General features: G+C 66.5%; 21 protein-coding genes and 1 pseudogene. 17 read left to right on the forward strand and 5 right to left on the reverse strand.

From position 1 onward, the window contains the following. Positions 1-3 precede the first annotated feature (3 nt). The 9 genes from IE191_RS01050 to IE191_RS01090 all read left to right on the forward strand — a co-directional run bounded on the left by IE191_RS01050 (position 4) and on the right by IE191_RS01090 (position 9,780). Positions 4-1,959: a methyl-accepting chemotaxis protein gene (locus IE191_RS01050; RefSeq protein WP_191322484.1), complete on the forward strand. Its 1,956-nt coding sequence runs from the start codon at positions 4-6 to the stop codon at positions 1,957-1,959. Next, positions 1,956-2,456, forward strand: coding sequence for a chemotaxis protein CheW (locus IE191_RS01055; protein WP_191322485.1), 501 nt, complete (start codon positions 1,956-1,958; stop codon positions 2,454-2,456). The genes IE191_RS01050 and IE191_RS01055 overlap by 4 nt, the downstream gene beginning before the upstream one ends. A gap of 40 nt (positions 2,457-2,496) precedes the next feature. After that, positions 2,497-3,330 (forward strand): CheR family methyltransferase, encoded by an 834-nt coding sequence (locus IE191_RS01060; protein WP_191322679.1) that lies wholly within the window; start codon positions 2,497-2,499, stop codon positions 3,328-3,330. Positions 3,331-3,334: 4 nt separating this feature from the next. Beyond that, on the forward strand, positions 3,335-4,444 hold the full coding sequence (locus IE191_RS01065; protein ID WP_191322486.1) for a protein-glutamate methylesterase/protein-glutamine glutaminase: 1,110 nt from the start codon (positions 3,335-3,337) through the stop codon (positions 4,442-4,444). A gap of 12 nt (positions 4,445-4,456) precedes the next feature. Beyond that, entirely contained in the window at positions 4,457-6,262 is a 1,806-nt protein-coding gene (locus IE191_RS01070) for a hypothetical protein (RefSeq protein WP_191322487.1), read from the forward strand. Positions 6,263-6,329: 67 nt separating this feature from the next. Further along, the gene (locus IE191_RS01075; RefSeq protein ID WP_191322488.1) at positions 6,330-6,962 is read left to right on the forward strand and encodes a TetR/AcrR family transcriptional regulator; all 633 of its coding nucleotides are present in this window, start codon (positions 6,330-6,332) and stop codon (positions 6,960-6,962) included. A gap of 310 nt (positions 6,963-7,272) precedes the next feature. Beyond that, a complete protein-coding gene (locus IE191_RS01080) occupies positions 7,273-8,112 on the forward strand; it encodes a response regulator transcription factor (RefSeq protein ID WP_191322489.1) in 840 nt (279 codons plus the stop codon). Next, a complete protein-coding gene (locus IE191_RS01085; RefSeq protein WP_191322490.1) occupies positions 8,102-8,524 on the forward strand; it encodes a BLUF domain-containing protein in 423 nt (140 codons plus the stop codon). Before IE191_RS01080 ends, IE191_RS01085 begins: the two co-directional genes overlap by 11 nt. 113 nt (positions 8,525-8,637) lie before the next feature. Then, on the forward strand, positions 8,638-9,780 hold the full coding sequence (locus IE191_RS01090) for a GGDEF domain-containing protein (protein WP_229815011.1): 1,143 nt from the start codon (positions 8,638-8,640) through the stop codon (positions 9,778-9,780). Between the two features lie 36 nt (positions 9,781-9,816). On the opposite strand, the gene IE191_RS01095 is transcribed toward IE191_RS01090, so the two are convergent. Then, positions 9,817-10,602, reverse strand: a complete 786-nt coding sequence (locus IE191_RS01095) for an EF-hand domain-containing protein (RefSeq protein ID WP_191322491.1) — start codon at positions 10,600-10,602, stop codon at positions 9,817-9,819. Between the two features lie 176 nt (positions 10,603-10,778). Here IE191_RS01095 and IE191_RS01100 point away from each other — a divergent pair, with 176 nt between their 5' ends. Both IE191_RS01100 and IE191_RS01105 read left to right on the forward strand, forming a co-directional pair. Further along, a complete protein-coding gene (locus IE191_RS01100) occupies positions 10,779-11,519 on the forward strand; it encodes a response regulator transcription factor (RefSeq protein ID WP_191322492.1) in 741 nt (246 codons plus the stop codon). After that, on the forward strand, positions 11,516-12,811 hold the full coding sequence (locus tag IE191_RS01105) for a sensor histidine kinase (RefSeq protein ID WP_191322493.1): 1,296 nt from the start codon (positions 11,516-11,518) through the stop codon (positions 12,809-12,811). The genes IE191_RS01100 and IE191_RS01105 overlap by 4 nt, the downstream gene beginning before the upstream one ends. On the opposite strand, the gene IE191_RS01110 is transcribed toward IE191_RS01105, so the two are convergent. Next, positions 12,812-13,573 carry a GntR family transcriptional regulator gene (locus IE191_RS01110; protein WP_191322494.1) on the reverse strand — a complete coding sequence of 254 codons (762 nt, stop codon included), beginning with the start codon at positions 13,571-13,573 and terminating at the stop codon, positions 12,812-12,814. Between the two features lie 725 nt (positions 13,574-14,298). On the opposite strand from IE191_RS01110, the pseudogene IE191_RS01115 reads away from it, so the two are divergent. Next, positions 14,299-14,577 (forward strand): annotated as a pseudogene (locus IE191_RS01115) (HU family DNA-binding protein); the annotation flags it as partial. Positions 14,578-14,613: 36 nt separating this feature from the next. After that, entirely contained in the window at positions 14,614-14,871 is a 258-nt protein-coding gene (locus tag IE191_RS01120; RefSeq protein WP_191322495.1) for a hypothetical protein, read from the forward strand. A 34-nt stretch (positions 14,872-14,905) separates the two neighbouring features. On the opposite strand, the gene IE191_RS01125 is transcribed toward IE191_RS01120, so the two are convergent. Continuing rightward, complete coding sequence (locus IE191_RS01125) at positions 14,906-15,364, reverse strand: GreA/GreB family elongation factor (protein WP_191322496.1); 459 nt, start codon at positions 15,362-15,364, stop codon at positions 14,906-14,908. Between the two features lie 249 nt (positions 15,365-15,613). Here IE191_RS01125 and IE191_RS01130 point away from each other — a divergent pair, with 249 nt between their 5' ends. From IE191_RS01130 to IE191_RS01145, 4 genes are all read left to right on the forward strand, one after another. Further along, positions 15,614-16,168, forward strand: a complete 555-nt coding sequence (locus tag IE191_RS01130; protein ID WP_191322497.1) for an SOS response-associated peptidase family protein — start codon at positions 15,614-15,616, stop codon at positions 16,166-16,168. A 172-nt stretch (positions 16,169-16,340) separates the two neighbouring features. After that, a complete protein-coding gene (locus tag IE191_RS01135; protein ID WP_191322498.1) occupies positions 16,341-17,342 on the forward strand; it encodes a diacylglycerol/lipid kinase family protein in 1,002 nt (333 codons plus the stop codon). Next, positions 17,339-18,232, forward strand: a complete 894-nt coding sequence (locus tag IE191_RS01140) for a hypothetical protein (protein ID WP_191322499.1) — start codon at positions 17,339-17,341, stop codon at positions 18,230-18,232. Before IE191_RS01135 ends, IE191_RS01140 begins: the two co-directional genes overlap by 4 nt. Further along, complete coding sequence (locus tag IE191_RS01145; RefSeq protein WP_191322500.1) at positions 18,229-18,990, forward strand: nucleotidyltransferase family protein; 762 nt, start codon at positions 18,229-18,231, stop codon at positions 18,988-18,990. Before IE191_RS01140 ends, IE191_RS01145 begins: the two co-directional genes overlap by 4 nt. Positions 18,991-18,997: 7 nt before the next feature. Here the strand turns inward: IE191_RS01145 and IE191_RS01150 are convergent, their stop codons facing one another. Continuing rightward, entirely contained in the window at positions 18,998-20,317 is a 1,320-nt protein-coding gene (locus IE191_RS01150) for a lipopolysaccharide biosynthesis protein (protein ID WP_191322501.1), read from the reverse strand. Next, positions 20,314-21,510 (reverse strand): CDP-glycerol glycerophosphotransferase family protein, encoded by a 1,197-nt coding sequence (locus IE191_RS01155; RefSeq protein WP_191322502.1) that lies wholly within the window; start codon positions 21,508-21,510, stop codon positions 20,314-20,316. The genes IE191_RS01150 and IE191_RS01155 overlap by 4 nt, the downstream gene beginning before the upstream one ends. Positions 21,511-21,546: the final 36 nt, after the last annotated feature.

A 21,546-nucleotide genomic window follows, 5' to 3' on the forward strand; every position in this document is an offset into this window, starting at 1 on the left:
AGAATGCGTGCGACGATAAACCTGAAGCTTGGCGCGACTTTCCTGGCGCTGATCGTGATGATGGCCGTGATCGCCGGCCTTTCGATCAACGCGCTGGGCACGCTCAACAGTGCCATCACCGACGTCATCGCCGGGCCTTCGGCGCGGCTCGCCCTGGCGCAGCAGACATCGATCTCGATGAGCCAGCTCGTGCGCTATGAAAAGAACATGGCGCTGACCGAAGACCTCGGCCTCACTCGTGAGTGGAACACCAAGTCCGACACCATAACGCGGACCGTCAGCGAACAACTCGACAAGGGCATGCAGACCGCCACCGAAGATGCACGCCCGCTGTGGTCCCGCGCGCAAGAGCAGTGGACGAAGCTGAAGGATGCCAACCAGCGGATGCGCGCACTGGCCATGCAGAACCTGAACGACGCCGCTGCGAAGATTTCGATCACCGATGGCCGTGCCGCCGCTGTCGAGATGGAAAAAACGCTGAACGAGATCGTCGACAGCCAGACCAAGGCCATGAAGGAAGCCGACGCCAGCACCAACACGCTCTATGCGTCGGTGCGCACCACGGTGGTGGTCGTGACCGGGCTGGCGCTGCTGATGGCTGTGGCCGGCGCTGTGTGGATCGGGCGGATGGTGTCGCGCGGCCTCACCCAGATCAACACCGCCGTCCGCACCGTTTCGGAAGGCGATCTCGACCATCTGGTCGAGATCAAGGGCAACGACGAGATTGCCGAGGTCATGCGCGGGGTCAACGCCATGATCGAGAACCTGCGCAAGACCGCAGAACTCGCCGACGAGATCGCTTCGGGCGACCTTGGCAGCCAGGTCCAGCTCCTGTCGGATCGCGATCGCCTGGGCAAGGCATTGACCGCGATGATGAGCAACCTGCGCGCAGCGGCCAGCGTGGCCGATCGCCTGGCGGACGGCGACCTGACGGTCAACCACACCGCCTCGTCGGATCGCGACCGCCTGGGCCAGGCGCTGGTGTCGATGATCAAGCGCCTGCGCGAGGTCGTGTCGGAATCGACCGCCGCGGCAGAAAACGTTTCGGCCGGTAGCCAGCAACTCGCCGCCAGTTCGGAACAGCTTTCACAAGGGGCAACCGAACAAGCCGCTGCGGCCGAACAGGCCTCCTCGTCGATGGAACAGATGGCCGCCAACATCAAGCAGAACGCCGACAATGCGGCCCAGACCGAAAAGATCGCGCGCCAGTCGGCCAAGGATGCGGAAAGCTCGGGCGAGGTGGTCAACCGCGCGGTGGATGCCATGCGCACCATCGCGGAAAAGATCGGCATCGTCCAGGAAATCGCCCGCCAGACCGACCTGCTTGCGCTGAACACGGCAGTGGAAGCCGCCCGCGCGGGCGAGCACGGCAAGGGCTTTGCCGTGGTCGCGAGCGAAGTGCGTAAGCTGGCCGAGCGCAGCCAGACGGCCGCCTCGGAAATCGGTGCTGTCTCGTCCGACACGGTGAAGGCTGCGGCCGAAGCCGGCGAAATGCTCACCCGCCTGGTGCCGGACATTCGCCGCACTGCCGAGCTGATCAGCGAGATCAGCGCCGCCTGCCGCGAACAGGACATCGGCGCGTCGCAGATCAACGAGGCGATCCAGCAGCTTGATCAGGTCACGCAGCAGAACGCCGGCGCCTCCGAAGAGATTTCCGCCACGTCGGAAGAGCTGGCCGCGCAGGCGGAAGAGCTTCAGGCCAGCATCTCGTATTTCAAGGTGGATGCCAACGCGCGCCCGACAAGCCGCGCCGTAGCGCCAGCCGCGCGGCCCAAGCCTGTGGCCGCCAAGCCGGCCAAGCCGGGCAAGAGCGCGGTCAAGCCGGCCAAACCGGCACGCAAGCCGGCACGCCCGGGTTCGATCGGCGACCAGCAGGCGCGGCTCAAGGGCTTTGCGCTCGATCTCTCGGCCGGCGGCGCCGATGACGACGACGCCGATTTCGATCAGGCCGCCGCATGACCGCCCCCCGCTCCGCGGCGGACTCCCCTGTCCGCGACGATCTCCAGGTCGTGACGTTCGGCCTCGGCCGTGAAGTCTTTGCCGTGCCGGTGGTGCTGGTGCGCGAGATCCTGGATTACCAGGTGCCGAGCCAGGTGCCCGGCGGCCCGGTCCATTTTTTGGGCCTGACCGACGTGCGGGGGCTGGGCGTACCCACGGTGGACTTCCGCCGCCGGCTGGGGCTGCCGCCCGTCGAGCCCACGCTTGCCACGCGCATCATCATCCTTGATGTACCGCTGGCAGACCGGACCCTGGCGCTGGGGGTAGTGATCGATCGCGTCCTCGCCGTCAGCACGCTGCCCGGCGCGCGCATCGAACCGGCGCCGGACATCGGCACACCCTGGCGCGGCGAATTCGTCGACGGAGTGGTGCGCGATGCCGACGGCTTCGTGGTCATCCTCGATGTGTCGCGCATTTTCGGCAGCGAAGACCGCGTCCTGGCCGAGATGGAGCTCTGACCTCGTGGCATCATCCGCTCCTGCCCAGAATCCACTGGTGATGCCGGTCTCCGGCGACAGCATCTCTTCGCGGACGTTCAAGCACCTTTCTTCGTTCATCTATGACCAGTGCGGCATTCGCATGCCGGCGGCAAAGCAGACCATGGTGGAAGGCCGGTTGCGCCGCCGTGCCCGCGCGCTCCAGTTCGACAAGCTGGAGGATTACTGCCGCTTCGTGCTGGGCGAAGGTGCCGGTGGCGACGAAGTGGTCCATCTGATCAATGCGGTGACCACCAACAAGACCGACTTCTTTCGCGAGCCGCGCCATTTCGACTACCTGGCGCAAACCATTCTGCCGGCCCTGGCCGCGCGGCAGCGGCGCATCATACGGGCGTGGAGCGCGGCCTGCTCGACCGGCGCGGAGCCTTATACCATCGCCATGGTCCTGGACGATTTCGCCCAGGCCCATGGCGGGCCGGACTACGCGATCCTGGCAACGGACCTGGATACCAATGTCCTCGCCACCGCGCACAAGGGCATCTACCCGCGCGAGATGATCGATCCGGTGCCGCCCCGGCTGCGCCAGCGCTATGTCCGCATGGGCCAGGGGGCCCGCGCCGGCGAAGCGCGGATCGATCCCGCCTTGCGCGCCAAAGTGGGCTTCGCGCAGCTCAACCTGATGGAGCAGGCCTATGCCATCGGCCAGCAGGCAGACCTCATCTTTTGCCGCAACGTGCTGATCTATTTCGACAAGCCCACGCAGAAGCAGGTGGTTTCGCGCCTCGTCGATTGCCTGGTGCCGGGGGGCTACCTGTTTGTGGGGCACTCGGAATCGATCGCGGGCTTCGATCTCCCGCTCACGTCCGTCGGCAACACCATATTCCAGAGGAGCTAGACCGATGGCCCCCCGCAAGATTCGAGTCATGGTCATCGACGACAGCGCCAGCGTGCGCCAGACGATGAAGGCCATCCTGGAAGAAGACCCGGAGATGGAAGTCGTGGCAACTGCGGCCGACCCGTTTGCGGCCGCGCGCCATCTCCAGGAGCAGGTGCCAGACGTCATCACGCTGGACGTGGAAATGCCGCGCATGGATGGCATCACGTTCCTGCGCAAGCTGATGCAGCAATGCCCGGTGCCGGTGGTGATGTGTTCCTCGCTGACCGAGGAAGGCTCGGAAACGCTGCTGGAAGCCATGCATGCGGGCGCGGTGGACGTGATCCTCAAGCCGCGCGTGGGGGTGGCCGATCACCTGTCGGAAAGCCGCCTGATGATCCGCGACACGGTCAAGGCCGCAGCGCGCGCCAAAGTGCGGGGTGGCCGTCGTCCCGCCCCCGGCAGCGCGCCCGCCACGCTCAATCCCCAGCCCAAGCTCACCGCCGATGCCGTGCTGCCGCCGCCGCCCACCCGCCCGGCTGGCAGCAAGGCGATGAGCCGCACCACCGAGATGGTCGTGTGCATCGGGGCATCGACCGGCGGCACCGAAGCGCTGCGCGAAGTGCTCGAAGCCCTGCCCGCCAACTCGCCGGGCATCGTCATCGTCCAGCACATGCCGGAACATTTCACCCGCGCCTTTGCCCGCCGTCTCGACGGGTTGTGCGAAGTCTCGGTGAAAGAAGCGGAAGACGGCGACACGGTGATGCGCGGCCACGTGCTGATCGCGCCGGGCGGCAAGCACATGCTGCTGGAACGCCAGGGCGCGCGCTATCTGGTATCGGTGCGCGATGGCCCGCTGGTCAGCCGGCATCGCCCTTCGGTGGATGTGCTGTTCCGCTCTGCCGCGCGCTGTGCCGGGGCCAATGCCGTGGGCATCATCATGACCGGCATGGGCGACGATGGGGCACGCGGCCTGCTGGAAATGAAGCAGGCCGGGGCGCGGACAATGGCCCAGGATGAGGCCAGCTCGATCGTCTTCGGCATGCCCAAGGAAGCGATCGCGCGCGGTGCGGCCGACAGGATCGTTCCGCTGGGCGCCATCGCCCAGGAACTGCTGCACGCCGCGGCGCGATAGAGGAGAGGCGCGATGCAGGCCCACCCCGTGATGCCGGAACTGCCCGAGGCGCCGATCAGCGAAACGGCGCCTGCGCCGGTCGACACCGCCCTGACGGCGCCACTGCGCCTGCGCCTCGCCGATATCCTGCATGGGCTGGACGATCACTTCACGCGCATCGGCACCACGCTAGAGCGCACGGTCGAGGCCATTTCCGCCGTTGTCGGCACGCTCGGGCAGATCAGCGCTGCTTTGGGCGCGGGCGACGGTTCAGGCGCAGTCGGCAACCTGACGCGAGCGGCCAAGCGGCTCTATCGCGTGGCCGATCAGGCAACACAGCGGGCGGACCAGGTTGCGCATATCCGGGCAGTGTCCGTCCGCCTGACCGCCCAGGTCCACGATCTGCAACGCACGCTCGAAGCGCTCAAGATCTATGGCATGAACGTGAAGATCGCGGCGGGCGGCGCGCGCGACTTTGTCGATTTTGCCGATCTCATGGCGCAAAAGCTGGACATGGGCAAAGCCGACGCGGCCGGGTTCGATGGCCGCCTTGCCGAACTGGAGCGCGGCCTTGCCAGCATGCTGCAATCGGATTCGCGGCTGGTTAGCGAATGCGCCCGCGTGGTGCCGCAAGTGCCGGACCGGCTGATCCGCGATGCTGGCGCACTGGCCACGCACCAGGATGGGCTGGCCGCCATGGCGCGCACGACCGGGGAAATTGCCGCATCGATCCAGGCCAAGGTGGCGACCGTGCTGGGCGCGATCCAGATCGGGGACATCGCCCGGCAACGGCTGGAACATGTGCTGGCGGGCTGCGAGATGCTCGACGCCCATCTGGAGGGCCGCGCGCCGACGACAGCAGCCGAGGAAGCAGCCTGCCACCACCTGCTGGCCCTGCTGCATGCGCAACTGGAGGAAACCGCTGTCGATTTCCGCCGGGAGACGCTGGTGCTGGTCGACTCCCTGCGCGACCTTGAGCCCGAGGCCAACCGCCTGCTGGCGTTGCAGGCGCCCCAAGCCGGGCCTGCCGAAAATATGGCGGCCGCCGGTGAACCCTCGTTCCTGCGCGAACTGGAAAGCGGGATTGCCGAGGCCACCGCCATGATCGCCCAGTTGCAGGAAGCAGACGCACAGGCCGATCAAACCCTGGGCCTGATCATCGCCACGGTGGACGATCTCACCACGCGCGCGGCCGCGATCCGCCACTTGCGCGTGGACGTGCAGCTCATGGCGATCAACATCGGTCTCTCGTGCCGCCGGGTGGAAGCGATCGGCAAGCCGATGACCGTGATCGCCAATGAAATTCGCAGCCACGCCGAAACGCTGGACGGGGCCGTCACGCATATCACCGCCGCAGCGAGCGATCTGGAACAATGCTCTGCCGCCATGCGCGGCGGCAACCGCGCGGGCGAAATCGGCACAGGCGATGAACTCGCCCAATCGCTGGCAATGATCCGCCAAGGCGCCCAGCGCACGGAACAGGCCATCGCCGTCGCTGGTCAGCAGAGCGACACGATCGCCACGATGCTGCGCAAGACCCGCGACGAGCTGGAAGTGAGCCTCGACCTGGCCAAGACGATCGAGGCGATCGCGGTGCGCACCGCCGATCTGGCCGGCAGTGGCCAGGGCCAGGAACCGGCCGCCCACGATGCCATTGCCGCGCTCATGACCACGCTTGGCCAGATCTACACGATGGCCAGCGAGCGTGTGGTCCACGATCGCTTCCTGCTGGAAGGTATGGCACCGATCGCCAACAGCCAGCCTGCCTCTGGCTTTGGCCCGAGCGGCGATGGCCATGACGACGATGACGATGCGTTGTTCGATGACGCCTTGTTCTGAGCGCGTCCATTCCCGGATTTCGCGCGCTGGCTGGACCTGAGACCGCGCTGGCTTATAGTCCGGCACCATGAGCCAGTTCGAGACGTCGCTACCAACCACCGATACTTGCGGCCCGGCACGTGGCCGCCCCCGCCAGTTCGATCCCGAAACCGCACTCCTGGCTGCCCTGCGGGTGTTCTGGACGCGCGGCTATGACGGAGCCTCGCTGTCTGACCTGACCGAAGCGATGGGCATTACCCGCCCCAGCCTCTATGCCTGCTTCGGCAACAAGGAAGCGCTGTTTCGCAAGGCGCTTGACCTCTACGAACGCGACAAGCTGGCGTTCGTGGTGCAGGCGCTGGAAGCCCCCACCGCGCGCGGCGTCGTCGCGGCCCTGCTCGGTGACGCGCTCGAAATGCTGGCCGGCCGCGATTCCGGTCGTGCCTGCTTCGGCGTGATGAACACGGTCGCTTCCACCACGTATGACGAGTCGATGCGTCGCGAAGTGATCGCCCGGCGGACAGCCCACGAACAGGCCCTGCTCCAGCGCTTCGTCAGGGCCGAGGCCGAAGGCGATTTTCCCGGTCATACGGCCGAGGCGCTGTGCGCGCATTGCCTGTGCATCCTGAGCGGCATGAGCGTCCAGGCCAGCGCGGGGGCAGACGCCACCCGCCTCCATGCGATCGCCAAGACGGCACTGTCGCTATGGCCGGGACGCTGAAGCCCGTTCCCCTGAATTTCCGATACCGCTGGGTATATAAAAAGGTTGACGGCGGCAGGTCGACTTTCTATACCAATTGGTATTGAAAGCGCCGGGCCTGCCGACCACTCCCCCCCTATGGTCGGCTCCCCCCTCCCCAAGGCCTGTTGCAGGCTTTCAACCCACGGCGCGTCCCCTGCGCGTCGGCAAAGGACGGCCAGGCGCGCGCTTCTGCTTGAAGCGCCCTGGTCGATCCTGGCGCCGGTTTCGTCGATGCGCGGGCGTGCCCGCTCATGCGCATTGACGGGACCGGTTCCCTGCCTTCCTCCGCATGTACAGCAAAAGCGCGTGGATGCGGCCCACGGATCAGGGTACTATCGCCGCATCCATCACAGGTTATCGCAAATATCGGAACGGGCCGTTTGACACCGTACCGCTACGGTATTTGTCAGGCATGCTGCGATCTAAAGCTGATTTCAGTTATAACGGAACAGGTTCGGTCGGCCGAACCAGGATGGGCGAAATCAACGTGGGGCAAAGCACCGTTCACATCGTGGATAGCGATCCCGCGCATCGCCGGGATCTGGCACAGATGGTGCGCCAATTGGGCCTGGATTGTCATCCTTTTGCTGCCTTTTCCGATCTCATGGAGGCGATGGGCTATCTTCCGGCCGGATGCATTCTGCTGGCGTGGCGGGATCGCGCCGCGAACGAAGCTGCCGCACTTGGCGCTGTGGTGAGATCCGTGCTGTTACAGCGGCCGGAGATGGCCGTCGTCATCATGGCGGCCTCCCCCACCATCGCCGACGTGGTTCAGGCGTTACGCGCCGGGGCGATCGATTTCCTAGAGATTCCGGTGCAGACAGAGATGCTTCGGCCGGTGCTGGACCATGGCTTTGCCGTGCTGCCCGCGCGCGTGGCCCGGCAGCAGCGGATCGGCCAGGCCTCCGCACTCACCACCCAGCTAACCCCGCGCGAGCAGGAAGTGCTCCGCGGGGTGGTCGCCGGCCTGACCAACCGCGCCATTGCCGAGCGGCTGCGCATCGGTGTGCGGACGGTGGAAATGCACCGCGGCAACATCATGCAGAAGCTTCAGATGGACAACCTGGCTGCCTTGATCCGATTTGCCATCCTCACCGGAATACTGGATCACGGGCTTGATGCGGCCTGACGAGGATCTTCGCCTGCATCATTGGCTCTACATCAGCCGTTGCGTGGTGGAGCCAGCCTGGACCGCTGCCATGATGGACACCTTGGTGGCCCATGCAAAGGGGCGTAATGCCAGTATCGGCCTGACCGGCGCGCTGCTATTCACCGGAACGCATTTTCTCCAGGCACTGGAAGGCCCACCCACCGCGCTGGCGCTCATGCGTGCAGCGATCGGCGAAGACCGACGGCATACCGCGCTGGTCACGCTTGATGAGGGAAGCATTCCGGAGCGCCGGTTCGCGGGATGGTCTCTGGCCTATGCCGGCGGATCGATCTACCTCGCAAACAAGGTGCGCGGGGCCATGGACGGCGGAGCGCCCGCGCTGATGCATTTGCTTGAGACCTTCGTCGGGTCTGCTGGACTCCAGGCCTGAACGCCCGGGGTTCCTGCCCATTCCCTTAGCAAATGTTAACGCGATTTACGGAAACTACCCATAACAACACACTGCGCCGGCCTTTGCCGACGCCTTGCGGAGATGGAACCGCCGTGGCCAGAACGATCTCTGCTTCGCCCACGGACGCGGATGCGGCAGCCGGCACGATCGCGCTGGCCGACCGTGTCTATGCTGAACTGGTGCGCGGGCTTTATGCTTCGCCGCTGCAAGCCGTCTACATGGCTTTCATCTTCACGGGCTATCTCGCCCTGGTGCTCCATGCCGCGCCCGACGCGGCGATCCTGATACTGGGCCTGCTGGCGCTGGCCGCCTGGGCCACCCGCATCCTCACGACGGTCCGGCTACAGCGCAAGGCGCTCACCGCCCAACTCGATCGGCAGGCGGCCAAGCGGCTCGAGATGCTTTTCGCCGTGCCTTATGGAAGCTTTGCCGCTCTGCTCGGCATGATCGGCGCGCGTGTGTTTCACCTCGACAATGGAGACGCACGCGTGCTCACCATCTGCGTGCTGGTGGGGTTCTGCGCCGGGATCGCCACCGGGGTGGGCAGCCGGCCGCGCCTCGCCACGCTGTTCATGGCCTTGACCATGGCACCAACGCTTGTCTTCGCCCTTGCCGAGGCGCGGCCGCTGACCATCGGCCTGGCCTTCATCGCCATGGCCTACGTCGTGGGGGGGCGCCAATCGCTGCGGATGCGCCATGACATGGTCAAGGCCGAGATCGGGCACCGCCTGGTCTCGCTCTCGCTGGCCCGCCGCGACAACCTGACCGCCCTGCCCAACCGCTTGGCGTTGCGCGAACATTTCGAGGCCAACGCCGAGGTCATCTCCGCGCACGGGCTGGTCGCCGTGCATTATCTCGATCTCGACGGCTTCAAGCCGGTCAACGATGCCTATGGCCACGGCACCGGCGACCGCTTGCTGGAGCAAGTGGCCAATCGCCTGCGCGGCGCGATCCGCAACGGCGACATCGTGGCCCGGCTTGGCGGGGATGAGTTCGCCGTCGTGCAGTTTGGGCTGTCCCGTGCGGAAGAAGCGGTCCTGCTCGCCGAGCGCCTGCGCACCACGATTGCCCAACCGTTTGAAGTGGACGGCCACTTCATCCGCATTTCCACCTGCGTCGGCACCGTCGTCAGCGACAACCGCGCCGATCCGCTGGACAGCCTGCTCCATGCCGCCGATGCACGGCTCTACCAGGCCAAGCGCACGCGCAATGCCGGTACGCGCCGCGTCGCCTAGGCCCTGACCAGTGGCCCGACACCGGCACCGCCTCGCCTATTCGCCGTCGTGCGGCGCAGGCCCATCGTGATCACCCGGCGGAGGACCACCCACAGGTGGGCCATCTCCGCGCGGTCCGCCGGGGCCGCCGCGTTCCTTGCCCAGCTTGCGCATCATTTCCTGCACTTCATCGACCGATAGCTGCCCGTCGCGATCGAAATCGGCCGCATCGAAGCGCTTGCGTTCAAACGCCAGCAGTTCGTCGAGCGAGACACCCGCGTCGTAATTGGTGTTGGCTGCAACGATCGTCATCGCGCTCAACGGCTCGATGATGGCAGCCAGCACGCGGTCCTGCATCTTGACGCCCAGGTCAGGGCCGACGGTTTCCGGCACTGGCCCGCCCCGATCGGCAAGCGCACGGTCCTGGCCGGCGGCGACCGAACCCAGGCTCTTTTGCCAGGCCATGAATTCGTCCATCGTGATGCGACCATCGTGGTCCGCATCGATCCGCTCGAACCGGGCGCGGATGATCGCTTCGCGCCGCGCGGCAATCACCGCCTCCAATTCGGCCAGCGTCACGATGCCATCGTGGTTGCCATCGGCGGCGCGAAACATGGCCTTGACCGGCTCGTCGAGCGCGGCGCGCGGGATCGGTGGCATCGGCTTGGGGCGGGAATCCCCCGGCGGCGGACCACCGCGACCAACACCTTCGGGGCCACCGCCCATGCCGCCACCTCCCATGCCGCCACCACCCATGCCGCCACCACCCATGCCACCGCCCATTTGGGCCAGCGCGGGTGTGGCCAGCAACAGGGCCACAAGACCAACCAGCGATCTGCGCATCCGCCAACCTTTCGATGCGCGCGGCCATTCGAGGGAAAAAGGGCGGGCCGCGCGGACAAGGCGGCTATGGCCCAGGCGGGGCCGCCTGTGGGTCAAGACTTCCCCACTCTTGCGTAAAGTTTTCGAAAAGGCAGGGTGACATCGCGCAACACATCGCCGATGCGCCAAGGCAGCCGATGACCAACCACCCGCCCCGTATCCTGCTGGTCGATGACGACGCCGAGTTGAGCGCCCTGCTGCGCGAGTACCTGGAGCGCGAGGGCTTTGCCGTGGAAGCCGTGTTCAACGGGGTCGATGGCGTTACCCGCGCACTGGAGGGTGGGCATGACGCGGTGATCCTCGACATCATGCTGCCCCGGCTCAATGGCATCGAGGCCTTGCGCCAGATCCGTGCCGCCAGCCTCGTTCCGGTGCTGATGCTGACGGCCAAGGGAGACCAGGTGGACCGCGTCGTCGGCCTGGAACTGGGGGCCGACGACTATGTCGCCAAGCCCTATTACCCGCGCGAGCTGGTCGCACGGCTGCGGGCCATCCTGCGCCGCCGCATGCCCGATCCCGCGGCGGCCGCGCCGGCCGGCCCACGCCACCTCGCGCGCGGCCCGTTGGAGGTGCAGGTGGCGGCGCGGCGCGCGACGTGGCAGGGCACTGCGCTCGACCTCACGCCCTCGGAATTCAACATTCTCGCCGCCCTGCTCCGCGCCGGAGACGACGTGGCAACCAAGGATGCGCTCTCGCTCGAAGGTCTGGGCCGCCCCCGGCAAATCTATGACCGCAGCGTCGACGTGCACGTCAGCAACCTGCGGCTCAAGCTGGAGGCGGCCAGCGGCGCGGGGCTGGGCATCGAGACGGTGCGCGGCGTGGGGTATCGCCTGGCGCCCGTCAACAAGGCATCGGCCAACCGTGTGACCGGCCGATGAAGGTCCGGCTGTTCTGGAAGATCCTCTTCGCGTTCTGGATCACGTTCCTGGCGATCACCCAGGGCGTGTGGCTGCTGTTCGAGGCCAATCGCCTGCGCCATGCCGGGCCGGAGGTGGCGGTGATGCGGCAAGCGGGCCAGGTGTTCCTGTCCGCCGGTGCCACGCTGGTCCAAACCCGTGGCACCGCCGCCTATGATCGCTTCGTGGCCACGCTGCCCCCGCCGGAACGGGATCGCATGCAACGGCTTGACCAGCGACCGGTGGCAGACCAGGGGCAACTGATCATGCCCACCGTGGCGCCGGATGGCCGGCGGCTGTGGTTGACCTATCGCTTGGCGCCCCGCGGCCTTCTGCCGATGCGCGGGCTCCACGTGCCGCCGGAAATGCTCGTGCTGGGCATCGTGGGTGGCCTGGCGTTCAGCGCGGCGCTTGCATGGTATCTTACCAGCCCGATCCGCAGCCTGCGCGAGGGCTTCGGCGCGCTGGCGAGCGGCGATTTAGCCGCGCGGGTCGGTCCGCGCATGGGCCGTCGGCGCGACGAGATTGCCGATCTGGCGCAGGATTTCGATCGCATGGCGCAGCGCCTGCAAGAACTTGTCCTGATGCGCGACCGACTGCTCCACGATGTGAGCCACGAATTGCGCTCGCCGCTCGCGCGCCTGACGCTGGCGATCGGCCTGGCCCGGCTATCGCCCGCCAGCACCGACACCGCACTCGACCGTATCGAGCACGAAGCAAGCCGACTGGACGTGCTGGTGGGCGAGTTGTTGCAATTGGCCCGGCTGGAGCACCAGCAAGCTGCGGGCGAAGACTATTTCGACCTGGCCGATCTGACCGCCGGCGTGCTGGCGGAAGCACGGATCGAGGCGGACGTCGCCGGTGTCATCCTGGCGTATGAGGCCAGCTTGCCGCCGGACGAGGAGCGGCCGGCTGTGCGCGGGCAAGCCGCGCTGATCCACCGCGCGATCGACAACGTGGTGCGCAACGCGCTGCGTTTCACGCCCCGTGGCGGCACCGTGCTGGCCAGCCTCAGCCTGACCGGCGGCGAATACGTTCTGGCCGTGCGCGACGATGGTAGTGGCGTGGCAGAGGCGATGCTGGCCATGATGTTCGAGCCGTTCGTGCGCGGCGAAGCGGCCGATAGCCACAGTGGCGGCCCGGCGCACGCCGGGCCTGGTCTGGGCCTGGCCATTGCCCATCGGGCCGTGGCGTCGCACGGCGGCACAATCGCGGCCCGCAACCATCCGCCGCATGGTCTTGAAGTGACAATCAGCCTGCCCGCAGCGGGCTGATCACACCTCGCTCAGCTCCGCGACCAGATCGTAGGCATCGCCGCGATAATAGCTGTGGGTGATTTCGATCACCCGGCCATCGGGCAGGAACCCCCGCCGCTCGATGAACAGGCAAGGATCGCCCGCCGTGATGCCCAGCAGATCGGCAATGTCTGCCGGGAAGCCGATCGCACGAACCCGCTGCAAGGCGCGCACCGGGCGATGCCCCGCCTGTTGGAGCGCGGTGTAGAGCGAGTTTTCCACGGTGGCCACCGATGGCAAGCCCCAGCCCGGCACGGTGGCCCCTTCCAGCGCCATCGTCTCGCCGTCGGCATAGCGGATGCGCTGGAAGCGATAGACCTTGGACCCCGGCGAGAGCCCCAGCGAAAGCGATTCCTCGGGCGTTACCTGGCCTTCGGACCGATCGAGCCACTTGTTGCCGGGCTTGCGCCCGCGCGCCATCATGTCCTCCGAGAACGAGGAGAGAGCCGAAAAGCTCTTTTCCACGCGCCCGCTACCGGCCTTGTTGATGCTTTCGGAAACGAACGTGCCCGCACCCTGGCGGCGTTCGAGCAGACCTTCTTCCACCAGGCCGTCGATCGCCTTCCGGATCGTAACGCGGGAGAGCCCATACTCCTCGCACAAGTCGCGCTCGCTGGGCAGTGCCGAACCAGCGGAAAGCCGGCGGCTGTCCACCGCGTGGCGAATGAGCTTTTGCAACCGCATGTAGCGCGGACCGGCTTCGTTTTCCCGAAGCGCACCAATCTGATCGACGAAGGCCATGGCTCTCCTTTACGCCCAAGCACTACGACGGTCGGGAACTTTGAACAACAGGGATTTTATCCGTATCGCAATGGTCATGGATTGAGCTTCTGTCCACGCTGACCAGGTCGAGAATCACAGCCCCGCGAACCCTGCCGCGTGGCTGTGTCTCTAGCGCGTCGCCGCGACAATCCCCCCGAGATTTCGCTCCATTTCGGAAAATTCGTCAAAGTGCAGCAAGGCAGTGCGGCCACGCTGCGCCGCTTCGCCCCCTCCATATCGCAACTGCGCAATATCACGCGATAATCGGCCTTTTGCCCGACTGCATTGCGTGATCATGCCGATGTCTGTGAAGCGGATCGATGCGCACGGCGATTGGCGCTCTGCACAGCATCAGCGAGAGTTTTGCACATCCTTGTTTTGCAGTGATTTCCCCGAAAGGACAGGATTTTCGGCCCGCCCCGTACCAGGCAGACGGTGCCGTCCCTTGGCGATCGGCGGCGGTGCCGGCCATGCCCGATAGCCTCGCCAATGCGCCGGCTTGATTGCGCAGCCGGCCTCGCGCCGACGCTTGCTGCAATGCGTCAAGCGATAGTCAAAGTGGCCGTCCGGGCGCCCTGGCAGCGTGCGCGGCAGTGGAAAACGCCCCGGCAAATGGACGCAAACCCACGGTCCTTCGTCTTGCCGCCGATTTACAGCGCGCAAATCAGGCGTTAGGCCCCCGTCCAGCATTTTGGAGAAACGCTACCATGAACACTACTGAACTTGTCGATGCCGTTGCCGCCAGCCAGGGCATTGCCAAGGCCGAGGTCCGCAAGACGGTCGACGCCGTTTTCGCCGCCATCGCCGAAGCCGCTGCCAAGGGTGAGGAAATCTCGCTGAACGCGTTCGGCAAGTTCAAGGTCAAGGACGTTCCGGCCCGCGAAGGCCGCAACCCCTCGACCGGCGAACCGATCCAGATCGCGGCTTCGCGCAAGCTCAGCTTCGCTCCGGCCAAGGCGCTCAAGGACAAGCTGAACGGCTGATCGCCGTCGCTGGCTTTTTCTTCGGAAAGGCGTTTCGTGGATTTCGACGACCAGATGCGCCGCTATTTCGGTGTTGCCGACCCGACATCGGCAACACCAGCGGTTCTGGCCGCCGGCATGGAACGCCTTTCCGTTGATTTCGGCCTGGAGCGTGATCCCGGCCGGCGTTTTGCGATGTGGGCGCTGATGCACATCCTGGGCAATGCGCCCGACCTGGAGGTTGCCTTTCCCGACGCGGCAGAACGCGACGCGGCACGCAACTTCATGGATATGCTCGACCAGTTGCCCTCCTGAGCGCGAAGCCCCCCCCTGAAGACCAGGCTTTCCGTCAGGCGCGGATCGCGAGGATCTCCACGGCCTCGGCCTTGCCGGCAAAATCGACTCGTTCGCCCGCTTCCGCACCCATGATGGCACGGGCCAGGGGCGCGGAAAACGACAGCAGCCCTGCGGCCGGATCGGCCTCGTCATCCCCCACCAGCGTGATTGTGCGTTCCCGGCCATTGTGGGCCAGCGTGACCGTCGCGCCGAATTCCACGACATCGCCGCCAGGCTCCGGCATCAGTTGCGCCGTCGCCAGGCGCGTGCTCCAATAGCGCAAGTCGCGCCGCGCTGCTTTCAGCGCCTCTTCCTCGGACAGGCTCGCCACGAGACTCTCGATTTCCGCGACCTTGGCAGAAAGCTGCGCCAGGCCCCGCGCGGTCACCAGGTTCGGCCCTGGCGGAATCGGCCGCTCGAACTTGGGTTCAAGATGCTCGTCGTCACTCTCGCGACGAAATGCAACGCTCATGCCGGATCCTTGCCTGGTGTGGTGAAACCCAACGCTCTTTTCCATGTCGCGGTTCTGCCAGACTGGCCGCAGAACGGAAAAGGCCGGTGGACGCATGGCTGGACGCCGCGCCCACCGGCAGCAGGGTGAAAGAGAGTTGCGCGTCTATCCTGCTCCATGGCGCAGGGCAAGGCCAGCGCCCTTGCATCGCCATTTCTCCGGGTGAAACGCTTGGCACGGCCACCGCGTTGGCGCAGTAGGAGCAGCCTGATGACCCTTGCCTACACTCTCGATGCAACCGCCGATGCCGTGGCCTTGGCGCTGGCAGCGGACACGAATGGCGATGTCTGGGCAGGCGGTACGGTACAGCCCGGCGGCTATGCGCCGGTGGTCGTGCGCGGGCGCGATGGGCGCCGACGGCTGGTGCCCCGGCAGTGGGGTGTGCCGCCGCCCCCACGGGGCAGCCACGTGGTCACCACGGTGCGCAATGTGGAAAGCCCGTTCTGGATCGGCACGCTGCGCCATCCGGAAATGCGCTGCCTGGTGCCCGCCACGCATGTTCGCGCCGGTGGTGCCCGGCGCTGGTGGCGTGCGCCAGACCAGCCGATCATGGCGTTTGCCGGCATTTGGCGCGACTCAGAGGTGCCCAGCTTCGCGATTGTGACCGTAGCGGTAGATGCGCTGTCAGGCCCGGCCAATCCGCCGGCCGCCGTGCCGCTGCTGCTCACACCGGCAGAGCAGACGCGCTGGCTCACGCAAGGCTGGAAAGAGGCGGAAACATTGGTGCGCCCCCTGCACCCCGATCGGCTCCGCCTTGTCGCCTGAATACGCCGAGCCGTTTCGAAAATGAGACGGCCACGGACAATTTCGTCTCATTATGAGTTTTTTTTGGAAACCTATCTTGGATTCGCGCGTTCGCGGCACCATTGGGACACATAGGGACCGTCATGTCGCAGCGTTTCACCTACTGGTGCAGCGCCTATCTTAACGAGCGGAAATGAGACAGGATTTCAATCATCATGGCGGGGTCGCCATCATCCGCGCGAAGGATTTCGCCCCGCAGGAGAGCACCCGCGCGGTGCCCCGCGTCGGCGTTGTCGCCAACCCGCGCAGCCATCGCAACAGCGGCGGATCGCGCCCCACGGAATTGCCCGAAGCGATCGTGTTCAAGCGCGAACCGGCCTCGCGCAACGAATTGGTCAGCGTCCTGACCCAGTTCGTGAACGAGGGCGTGGATTTGATCGTGATCGACGGCGGCGATGGCACCGTGCGCGACGTGCTGAGCGTGGCGCACATGGTCTATCGTGGCCATCTGCCGCGCGTGGCGGTTATCCCGTCGGGCAAGACCAATGCGCTGGCGCTCGATCTCGGGCTGCCTGCACACTGGAGCCTGGGCGATGCCATCCGCGCCCACGTGGAAAACCGCATTGCGGATCGCGAGCCCGTGCATGTGCATTGGAACAACAACGCCTTGCCCGACCAGCTCGGCTTCATTTTCGGCCTCGGCGTGTTCAGCCGGGCCACGCTGCTGGCGCAGCGCGTGCATCGCAAGGGCATGTTCAACAACATCGCCGTGGCTCTGACCGTGGCGATGGCCCTGCTCAAGAGCCTGGTGGGTGGCCCGCGCAACTCCTGGCGGCGCGGCGACATGGCCCGCGTCTCGCGCAATGGCGTGGAAATCTTTGCCGAGCGCGTCTACCTGATGCTGGCGTCCACCCTGCGCAACATGCCGGTGGGCCTGCGTCCGTTCGGGCGCATTCGCGATGGCCTCAAGTTCCTGACGATCAAGGCCCCGCCCCGCGCGCTGTTCCGCAACGTATTGCCCGTGCTCAAGGGCCAGGAATCGCCGCAACTGGAAGCCGACGGCTATATCCGCCGCGATGTGGACAAGGTCTATCTCTCGCTCGATCGCGGGTTCATTCTCGATGGCGAGCAATTCCCAGGCGGCAACCTGATCGTCAGCCGGGGGCGCCCGATCCAGTTCGTGGTGCCGGCATGAGCCTGAACCAGGCGGTTGCGGCCATGCTGGCCGCGCCGGTCAAGCCCGAAATCGTGGCCGCTGCGCGCCAGGTCTGCGCGCGCCTGGGTGGCGATGCCGTGCTGTTCTACGGCTCCAACCTGCGGCGCAACGATCTGGAAGGCCTGGTCGATTTCTACGTAATCCACCGCGCGCCGGTGCGGGGAATGGGCGCCGTGATCTGGCCTGATGTGGGTTATCACGAAGTCCCTCTCGGACAAACCGTGGTGCGCGCCAAGGTGGCGTCGCTGTCCCTCGCGCAATTCCGTCGCGCCGCGCGGGGCGAAGGGATCGACACGACCGTCTGGGCACGGTTCTGCCAGCCCGCCCGCCTGCTGTTCAGCGCCGATCCGGCCATGGCGCGCGCCGTGACAGAAGCGGTGGCCGACGCGATCGCGACCGCCGCGCGTTTTGCGCTTGCCCTGGGACCGGACCATGGCCCCGCGCAGGATTGGTGGCAGGCGCTGTTTCGCCAGACCTATCGCGCCGAGCTGCGCGTTGAGCCGCCATCCCGCAGCGACACGATCCTGGCAAACGATCCGGCGCATTTTGCCCGCATGCTTCCCCTCGCCTGGGCCAGCCAGGGTATCCTCCTGGCCGGTGACGAGCAGGATTGGCATCCCGAGGTTCCGCAAGCGTGGCGCCGTCGCTGGCAGCGCGCGTGGAGCCTGCGCCGCACCTTGGGCAAGCCTCTCAACGCCCTGCGCCTGATCAAGGCGGCCTTCACCTTCGAAGGCGCCGCGCGCTATGCCCTGTGGAAGATCGAACGCCATTCCGGCCTGCGCCTGGCGCTGACGCCGTGGCGGGAACGCCACCCCATCCTCGCCGCGCCGGGCGTGTTGCTGCGCCTGTGGCAGGCCCGGCGGGCATGACCGGCTTTTCCGCCCTGGTGCTGGCCGGATCGCGCGGACCGGATGATCCCGTGGCAGCCAGCGAGGGCGTCACCGCCAAGGCGCTGGTAGAGGTAGACGGGGAAACCATGCTGAGCCGCGTGATCCACGCGCTGCGAACTGCCGGTGCCACGCGCATCGCGGTCGCCGCGTCCGATCCGGCGGTCGCGGCCCTCGCCGGGGACATGGGCTGTGCCATCGTGCCGGCGGCGGCCGGACCAAGCGAGAGCGCCGCGCGTGGCTTCGCCCTGCTAGGCGCGCCGATGCTGTTGACCACAGCCGATCATGCCCTGCTGCAACCAGGCTGGATCAGCGATTTCCAAAACGCCACCGCGCCCGACGCAGACGTGTCGGTACTGCTGGCCCGCCGCGACGTGGTGGAGCGCGCTGTGCCCGATACCCAGCGCACCTGGCTGCGCTTTGCCGATGGGCAGTGGTCGGGGTGCAACCTGTTCTATTTCGCCACGCCGCGCGCGGTGCAGGCCTTTGCCCTGTGGCAAGCGGTGGAGCGCGATCGCAAACGGCCCTGGCGCATCGTCTGGCGGCTCGGCCCCTGGCTGCTACTGCGCTATGCCCTCGGCCGTCTCTCGCTACGCGAAGCCATGGCGCAGTTGGGTCGGCGCGCGGGTCTGGCAGTAGAGGCTGTCCCCAGCCCGCATGGCCTTGCGGCGGTTGACGTGGACAAGCCCGCTGATCTGGCGCTGGTGCGGCGGATCGTCGAGCAGCAAGGCCCGGCTTGACGGGCCATCACCCGGCAACGGGTTCTTCCAGACCGTGACGCATCGCATAGTGCCACAGGACCGCCCCCAGCAGCACGCTCGCCGCAACCGAGCCGGCGAAGACGCTGATGCTCGCGCCCAGTGCGCCAACGCGCGGCAGCAGGGCAAGCATCAGCGCCATCTGCAATGCCCCGGCGGCGGCACGAGCAAAGGTGGCGGACAGGGCGCGGTGGACGGAGAGCAGGATGGGCTCGAACGCGGAAGCGGCAAGTTCGATCGCGCCCGCCCCGGCCAGCCACAGCAGATAGACATAGCCGGCGCCGAAATCGTGGCCGCCGACCAGCACCAGCAGGTTGCGGCCCGCCAGTGCCACCAACGCCATCACCGCGCCTGCTGCCAAGAGGCAGGCAAGGCCGACCCTGAGCACACCGACGCGGAACCGCGCGCGCGAGGCACTGCGGATCGACCGCACGATTTCGGGAAAGGCGGCGCGGGTCAACAGGATGGAAATCTTGGACAGCGCATTGGCAAGTTGCGCGGCCAGGCGAAACGCGCCGGCAGCCTCTGCCCCCGCAAAGCCACCCACGAGCAGCAGCGGCGCCTGTCGCGCCGCCAGGCCCAGGCTGGACTGGCCATTGGTGCTGACCAGCACGCGGCCGATGCCGGGGTTTTCGGCCCACGCGCGGCGCCAATCGGGCGGCATGCCCATCAAGCCACGCACATCGCCGGTCTGCGCCGCGAGCGCCCACGTGGCCAGCAGGGTCAGCAGTTCGGCCACGGCCCAGGCCAGCAGAAAGCCGGCGAGATCGGGCCACAGCGACTGCGCCAGGGTGGCACCGATCAGGCGACCGATCGGTTGCACGCTATCGGCCAGAGCCGCAAGGCGGAAGCGGTCGCGCATGCGCAGGATGCCGGTGGGGGTGGAGCGCAAGGTGATCAACTGCACCACGGCATAACCGATGGCATAGGGCCGGATCGCGGGATCCATGCCGAACGGCGCCGGCCACAGCGCAAACAGCGCAATGACCAGCCCGATGCCTGCCCCGGCACTGCACACCTCGATCAGCGCGGCGGCCTGTTCCAGGCGCCAGGTAGCGTGATGGTCGCCCTTGGCCTCATGCTCAAGGCCATATTGCACCACGACTTTCCAGGTCTCGAAGCTGACCAGCATGGCCAGCATCTGCGCCGTACCGGTAATCAGCGCAAAGCGGCCGAAGTCGGCCAGCCCCAGCGTGCGCGTGGCCATGCCGATATAGACCAGCGAAAGCACGGCCATCAGGGCGTTGCTGGCCAGCAGCCACCCCAGGTTGGCCAGGACCGCGCGCAACCGCGACCGCCCCGTGCTCACGCCGGCAGGCTCGCCGCATCGGCGCTGGCCAGTTCACGCAGCGCCTCGGCCGCGCGCTGCACGGCGGGATGGCCCGGCTGATGCGAGACGGTATCGGCAAAGATCGCCTCCTGCACCGGGCGATGGGTTTCGTGGCGTTGCCAGGCGCCGGGAATCAGTGCGGCAAGGCCGGCGGCATCACGAGCCACGTCGCCGGCCTGCCATGCCGGATAGGCGCCCTCGCGCGAGCGGGGATCGTGCGAAAAGGCATCGAGAAACAGCAGAGGCCGGGGCCGCACGAGGAATTCATAGACCTGGCTGGAGACATCGCCGATATAGGCATGCGCCGCCAGGGTATAGGTCATGTCGACCAGCGCGGTGCTGCCGGTGTCGATCAGGATATTGGGCGCCGCTTTCCAGCGCGGCGCGATATCGGGCCGCAGCCGCGCCGTGCGATATTCCAGCGAGATATGCAGTTTCTTTGCGAAGAGCATGATATGCGGGGCAAAAATCAGGTTGTAGCCATGCCCTGCATCACTGGCGAACCAGTCCAGCAGCGCCGGCCCGTGATCATACCAGCTCGACAGCAGCGGATCGAAGTGGGGATTGTAGACCAGGACGGGATTATCGTTTTCAAACAGTTTCTTGTACTGGGAAAGATCGATCGTGTCGAACTTGGGATAGCCGATCACGCGCAGGCGTTCGGCCGGGGCCACGCCCCGCGCCACCATTTCACGCGCGGTCTTATGGCCGCTCACCAGAATGCGGTCGAAGCCGCCCTTTTCCGGGTGATAGGACACCATGCGGTCCCCCGCCCCGTGGGGCACATAGGCAAAGCGCGCCTTGCCATGGCCTTCGCGGATCGACAGACAGGTGCGCTCGGCGCTGACTACCACGCGCGCAGCGTTGATCCGCGCCGCATGATGGCGCAACCGCATGACCCGGCGGACTGGCGCGACCGTGTTGGGCAGGGCCAGCGCCGCTTCCAGCCAGGCCGGCAGAGCCAGGTCATACCACGCGACATGCGCAGCCGCCGGACCCAGGATGCTTTCCACACGCTCGCGGATGGCCGCCGTGGCCGTGGCACAAGTGATCGTGCGGCCATCAGCGCGGCTATCCGCCCCCATTTCCACCAGGGCGCGGGTGATGCCCGCGATGTGCGCCACCTGATGCGGTGCGTCGTGGTTGAACAAGAACAGGATGTCGTCCGCCATGGCTTGGCGGTTCCCCAATTCCTTGCAAATTGCAAC

It is taken from the genome of Novosphingobium pokkalii, assembly GCF_014652855.1.
Classification (GTDB): domain Bacteria; phylum Pseudomonadota; class Alphaproteobacteria; order Sphingomonadales; family Sphingomonadaceae; genus Novosphingobium; species Novosphingobium pokkalii.

What these genes read in the sequence shown, in the direction of transcription:
- IE191_RS01140 (WP_191322499.1), top strand. Translation starts at nt 17,339, where the DNA reads ATGAGCCTGAACCAGGCGGTTGCGGCCATGCTGGCCGCGCCGGTCAAG.
- IE191_RS01135 (WP_191322498.1), top strand. Translation starts at nt 16,341, where the DNA reads ATGAGACAGGATTTCAATCATCATGGCGGGGTCGCCATCATCCGCGCG.
- IE191_RS01080 (WP_191322489.1), top strand. Translation starts at nt 7,273, where the DNA reads ATGTACAGCAAAAGCGCGTGGATGCGGCCCACGGATCAGGGTACTATC.
- IE191_RS01060 (WP_191322679.1), top strand. Translation starts at nt 2,497, where the DNA reads ATGCCGGTCTCCGGCGACAGCATCTCTTCGCGGACGTTCAAGCACCTT.
- IE191_RS01075 (WP_191322488.1), top strand. Translation starts at nt 6,330, where the DNA reads ATGAGCCAGTTCGAGACGTCGCTACCAACCACCGATACTTGCGGCCCG.
- IE191_RS01155 (WP_191322502.1), bottom strand. Translation starts at nt 21,510, where the DNA reads ATGGCGGACGACATCCTGTTCTTGTTCAACCACGACGCACCGCATCAG.
- IE191_RS01130 (WP_191322497.1), top strand. Translation starts at nt 15,614, where the DNA reads ATGACCCTTGCCTACACTCTCGATGCAACCGCCGATGCCGTGGCCTTG.
- IE191_RS01145 (WP_191322500.1), top strand. Translation starts at nt 18,229, where the DNA reads ATGACCGGCTTTTCCGCCCTGGTGCTGGCCGGATCGCGCGGACCGGAT.
- IE191_RS01070 (WP_191322487.1), top strand. Translation starts at nt 4,457, where the DNA reads ATGCAGGCCCACCCCGTGATGCCGGAACTGCCCGAGGCGCCGATCAGC.
- IE191_RS01055 (WP_191322485.1), top strand. Translation starts at nt 1,956, where the DNA reads ATGACCGCCCCCCGCTCCGCGGCGGACTCCCCTGTCCGCGACGATCTC.
- IE191_RS01050 (WP_191322484.1), top strand. Translation starts at nt 4, where the DNA reads ATGCGTGCGACGATAAACCTGAAGCTTGGCGCGACTTTCCTGGCGCTG.
- IE191_RS01125 (WP_191322496.1), bottom strand. Translation starts at nt 15,364, where the DNA reads ATGAGCGTTGCATTTCGTCGCGAGAGTGACGACGAGCATCTTGAACCC.
- IE191_RS01065 (WP_191322486.1), top strand. Translation starts at nt 3,335, where the DNA reads ATGGCCCCCCGCAAGATTCGAGTCATGGTCATCGACGACAGCGCCAGC.
- IE191_RS01100 (WP_191322492.1), top strand. Translation starts at nt 10,779, where the DNA reads ATGACCAACCACCCGCCCCGTATCCTGCTGGTCGATGACGACGCCGAG.
- IE191_RS01110 (WP_191322494.1), bottom strand. Translation starts at nt 13,573, where the DNA reads ATGGCCTTCGTCGATCAGATTGGTGCGCTTCGGGAAAACGAAGCCGGT.
- IE191_RS01085 (WP_191322490.1), top strand. Translation starts at nt 8,102, where the DNA reads ATGCGGCCTGACGAGGATCTTCGCCTGCATCATTGGCTCTACATCAGC.
- IE191_RS01105 (WP_191322493.1), top strand. Translation starts at nt 11,516, where the DNA reads ATGAAGGTCCGGCTGTTCTGGAAGATCCTCTTCGCGTTCTGGATCACG.
- IE191_RS01095 (WP_191322491.1), bottom strand. Translation starts at nt 10,602, where the DNA reads ATGCGCAGATCGCTGGTTGGTCTTGTGGCCCTGTTGCTGGCCACACCC.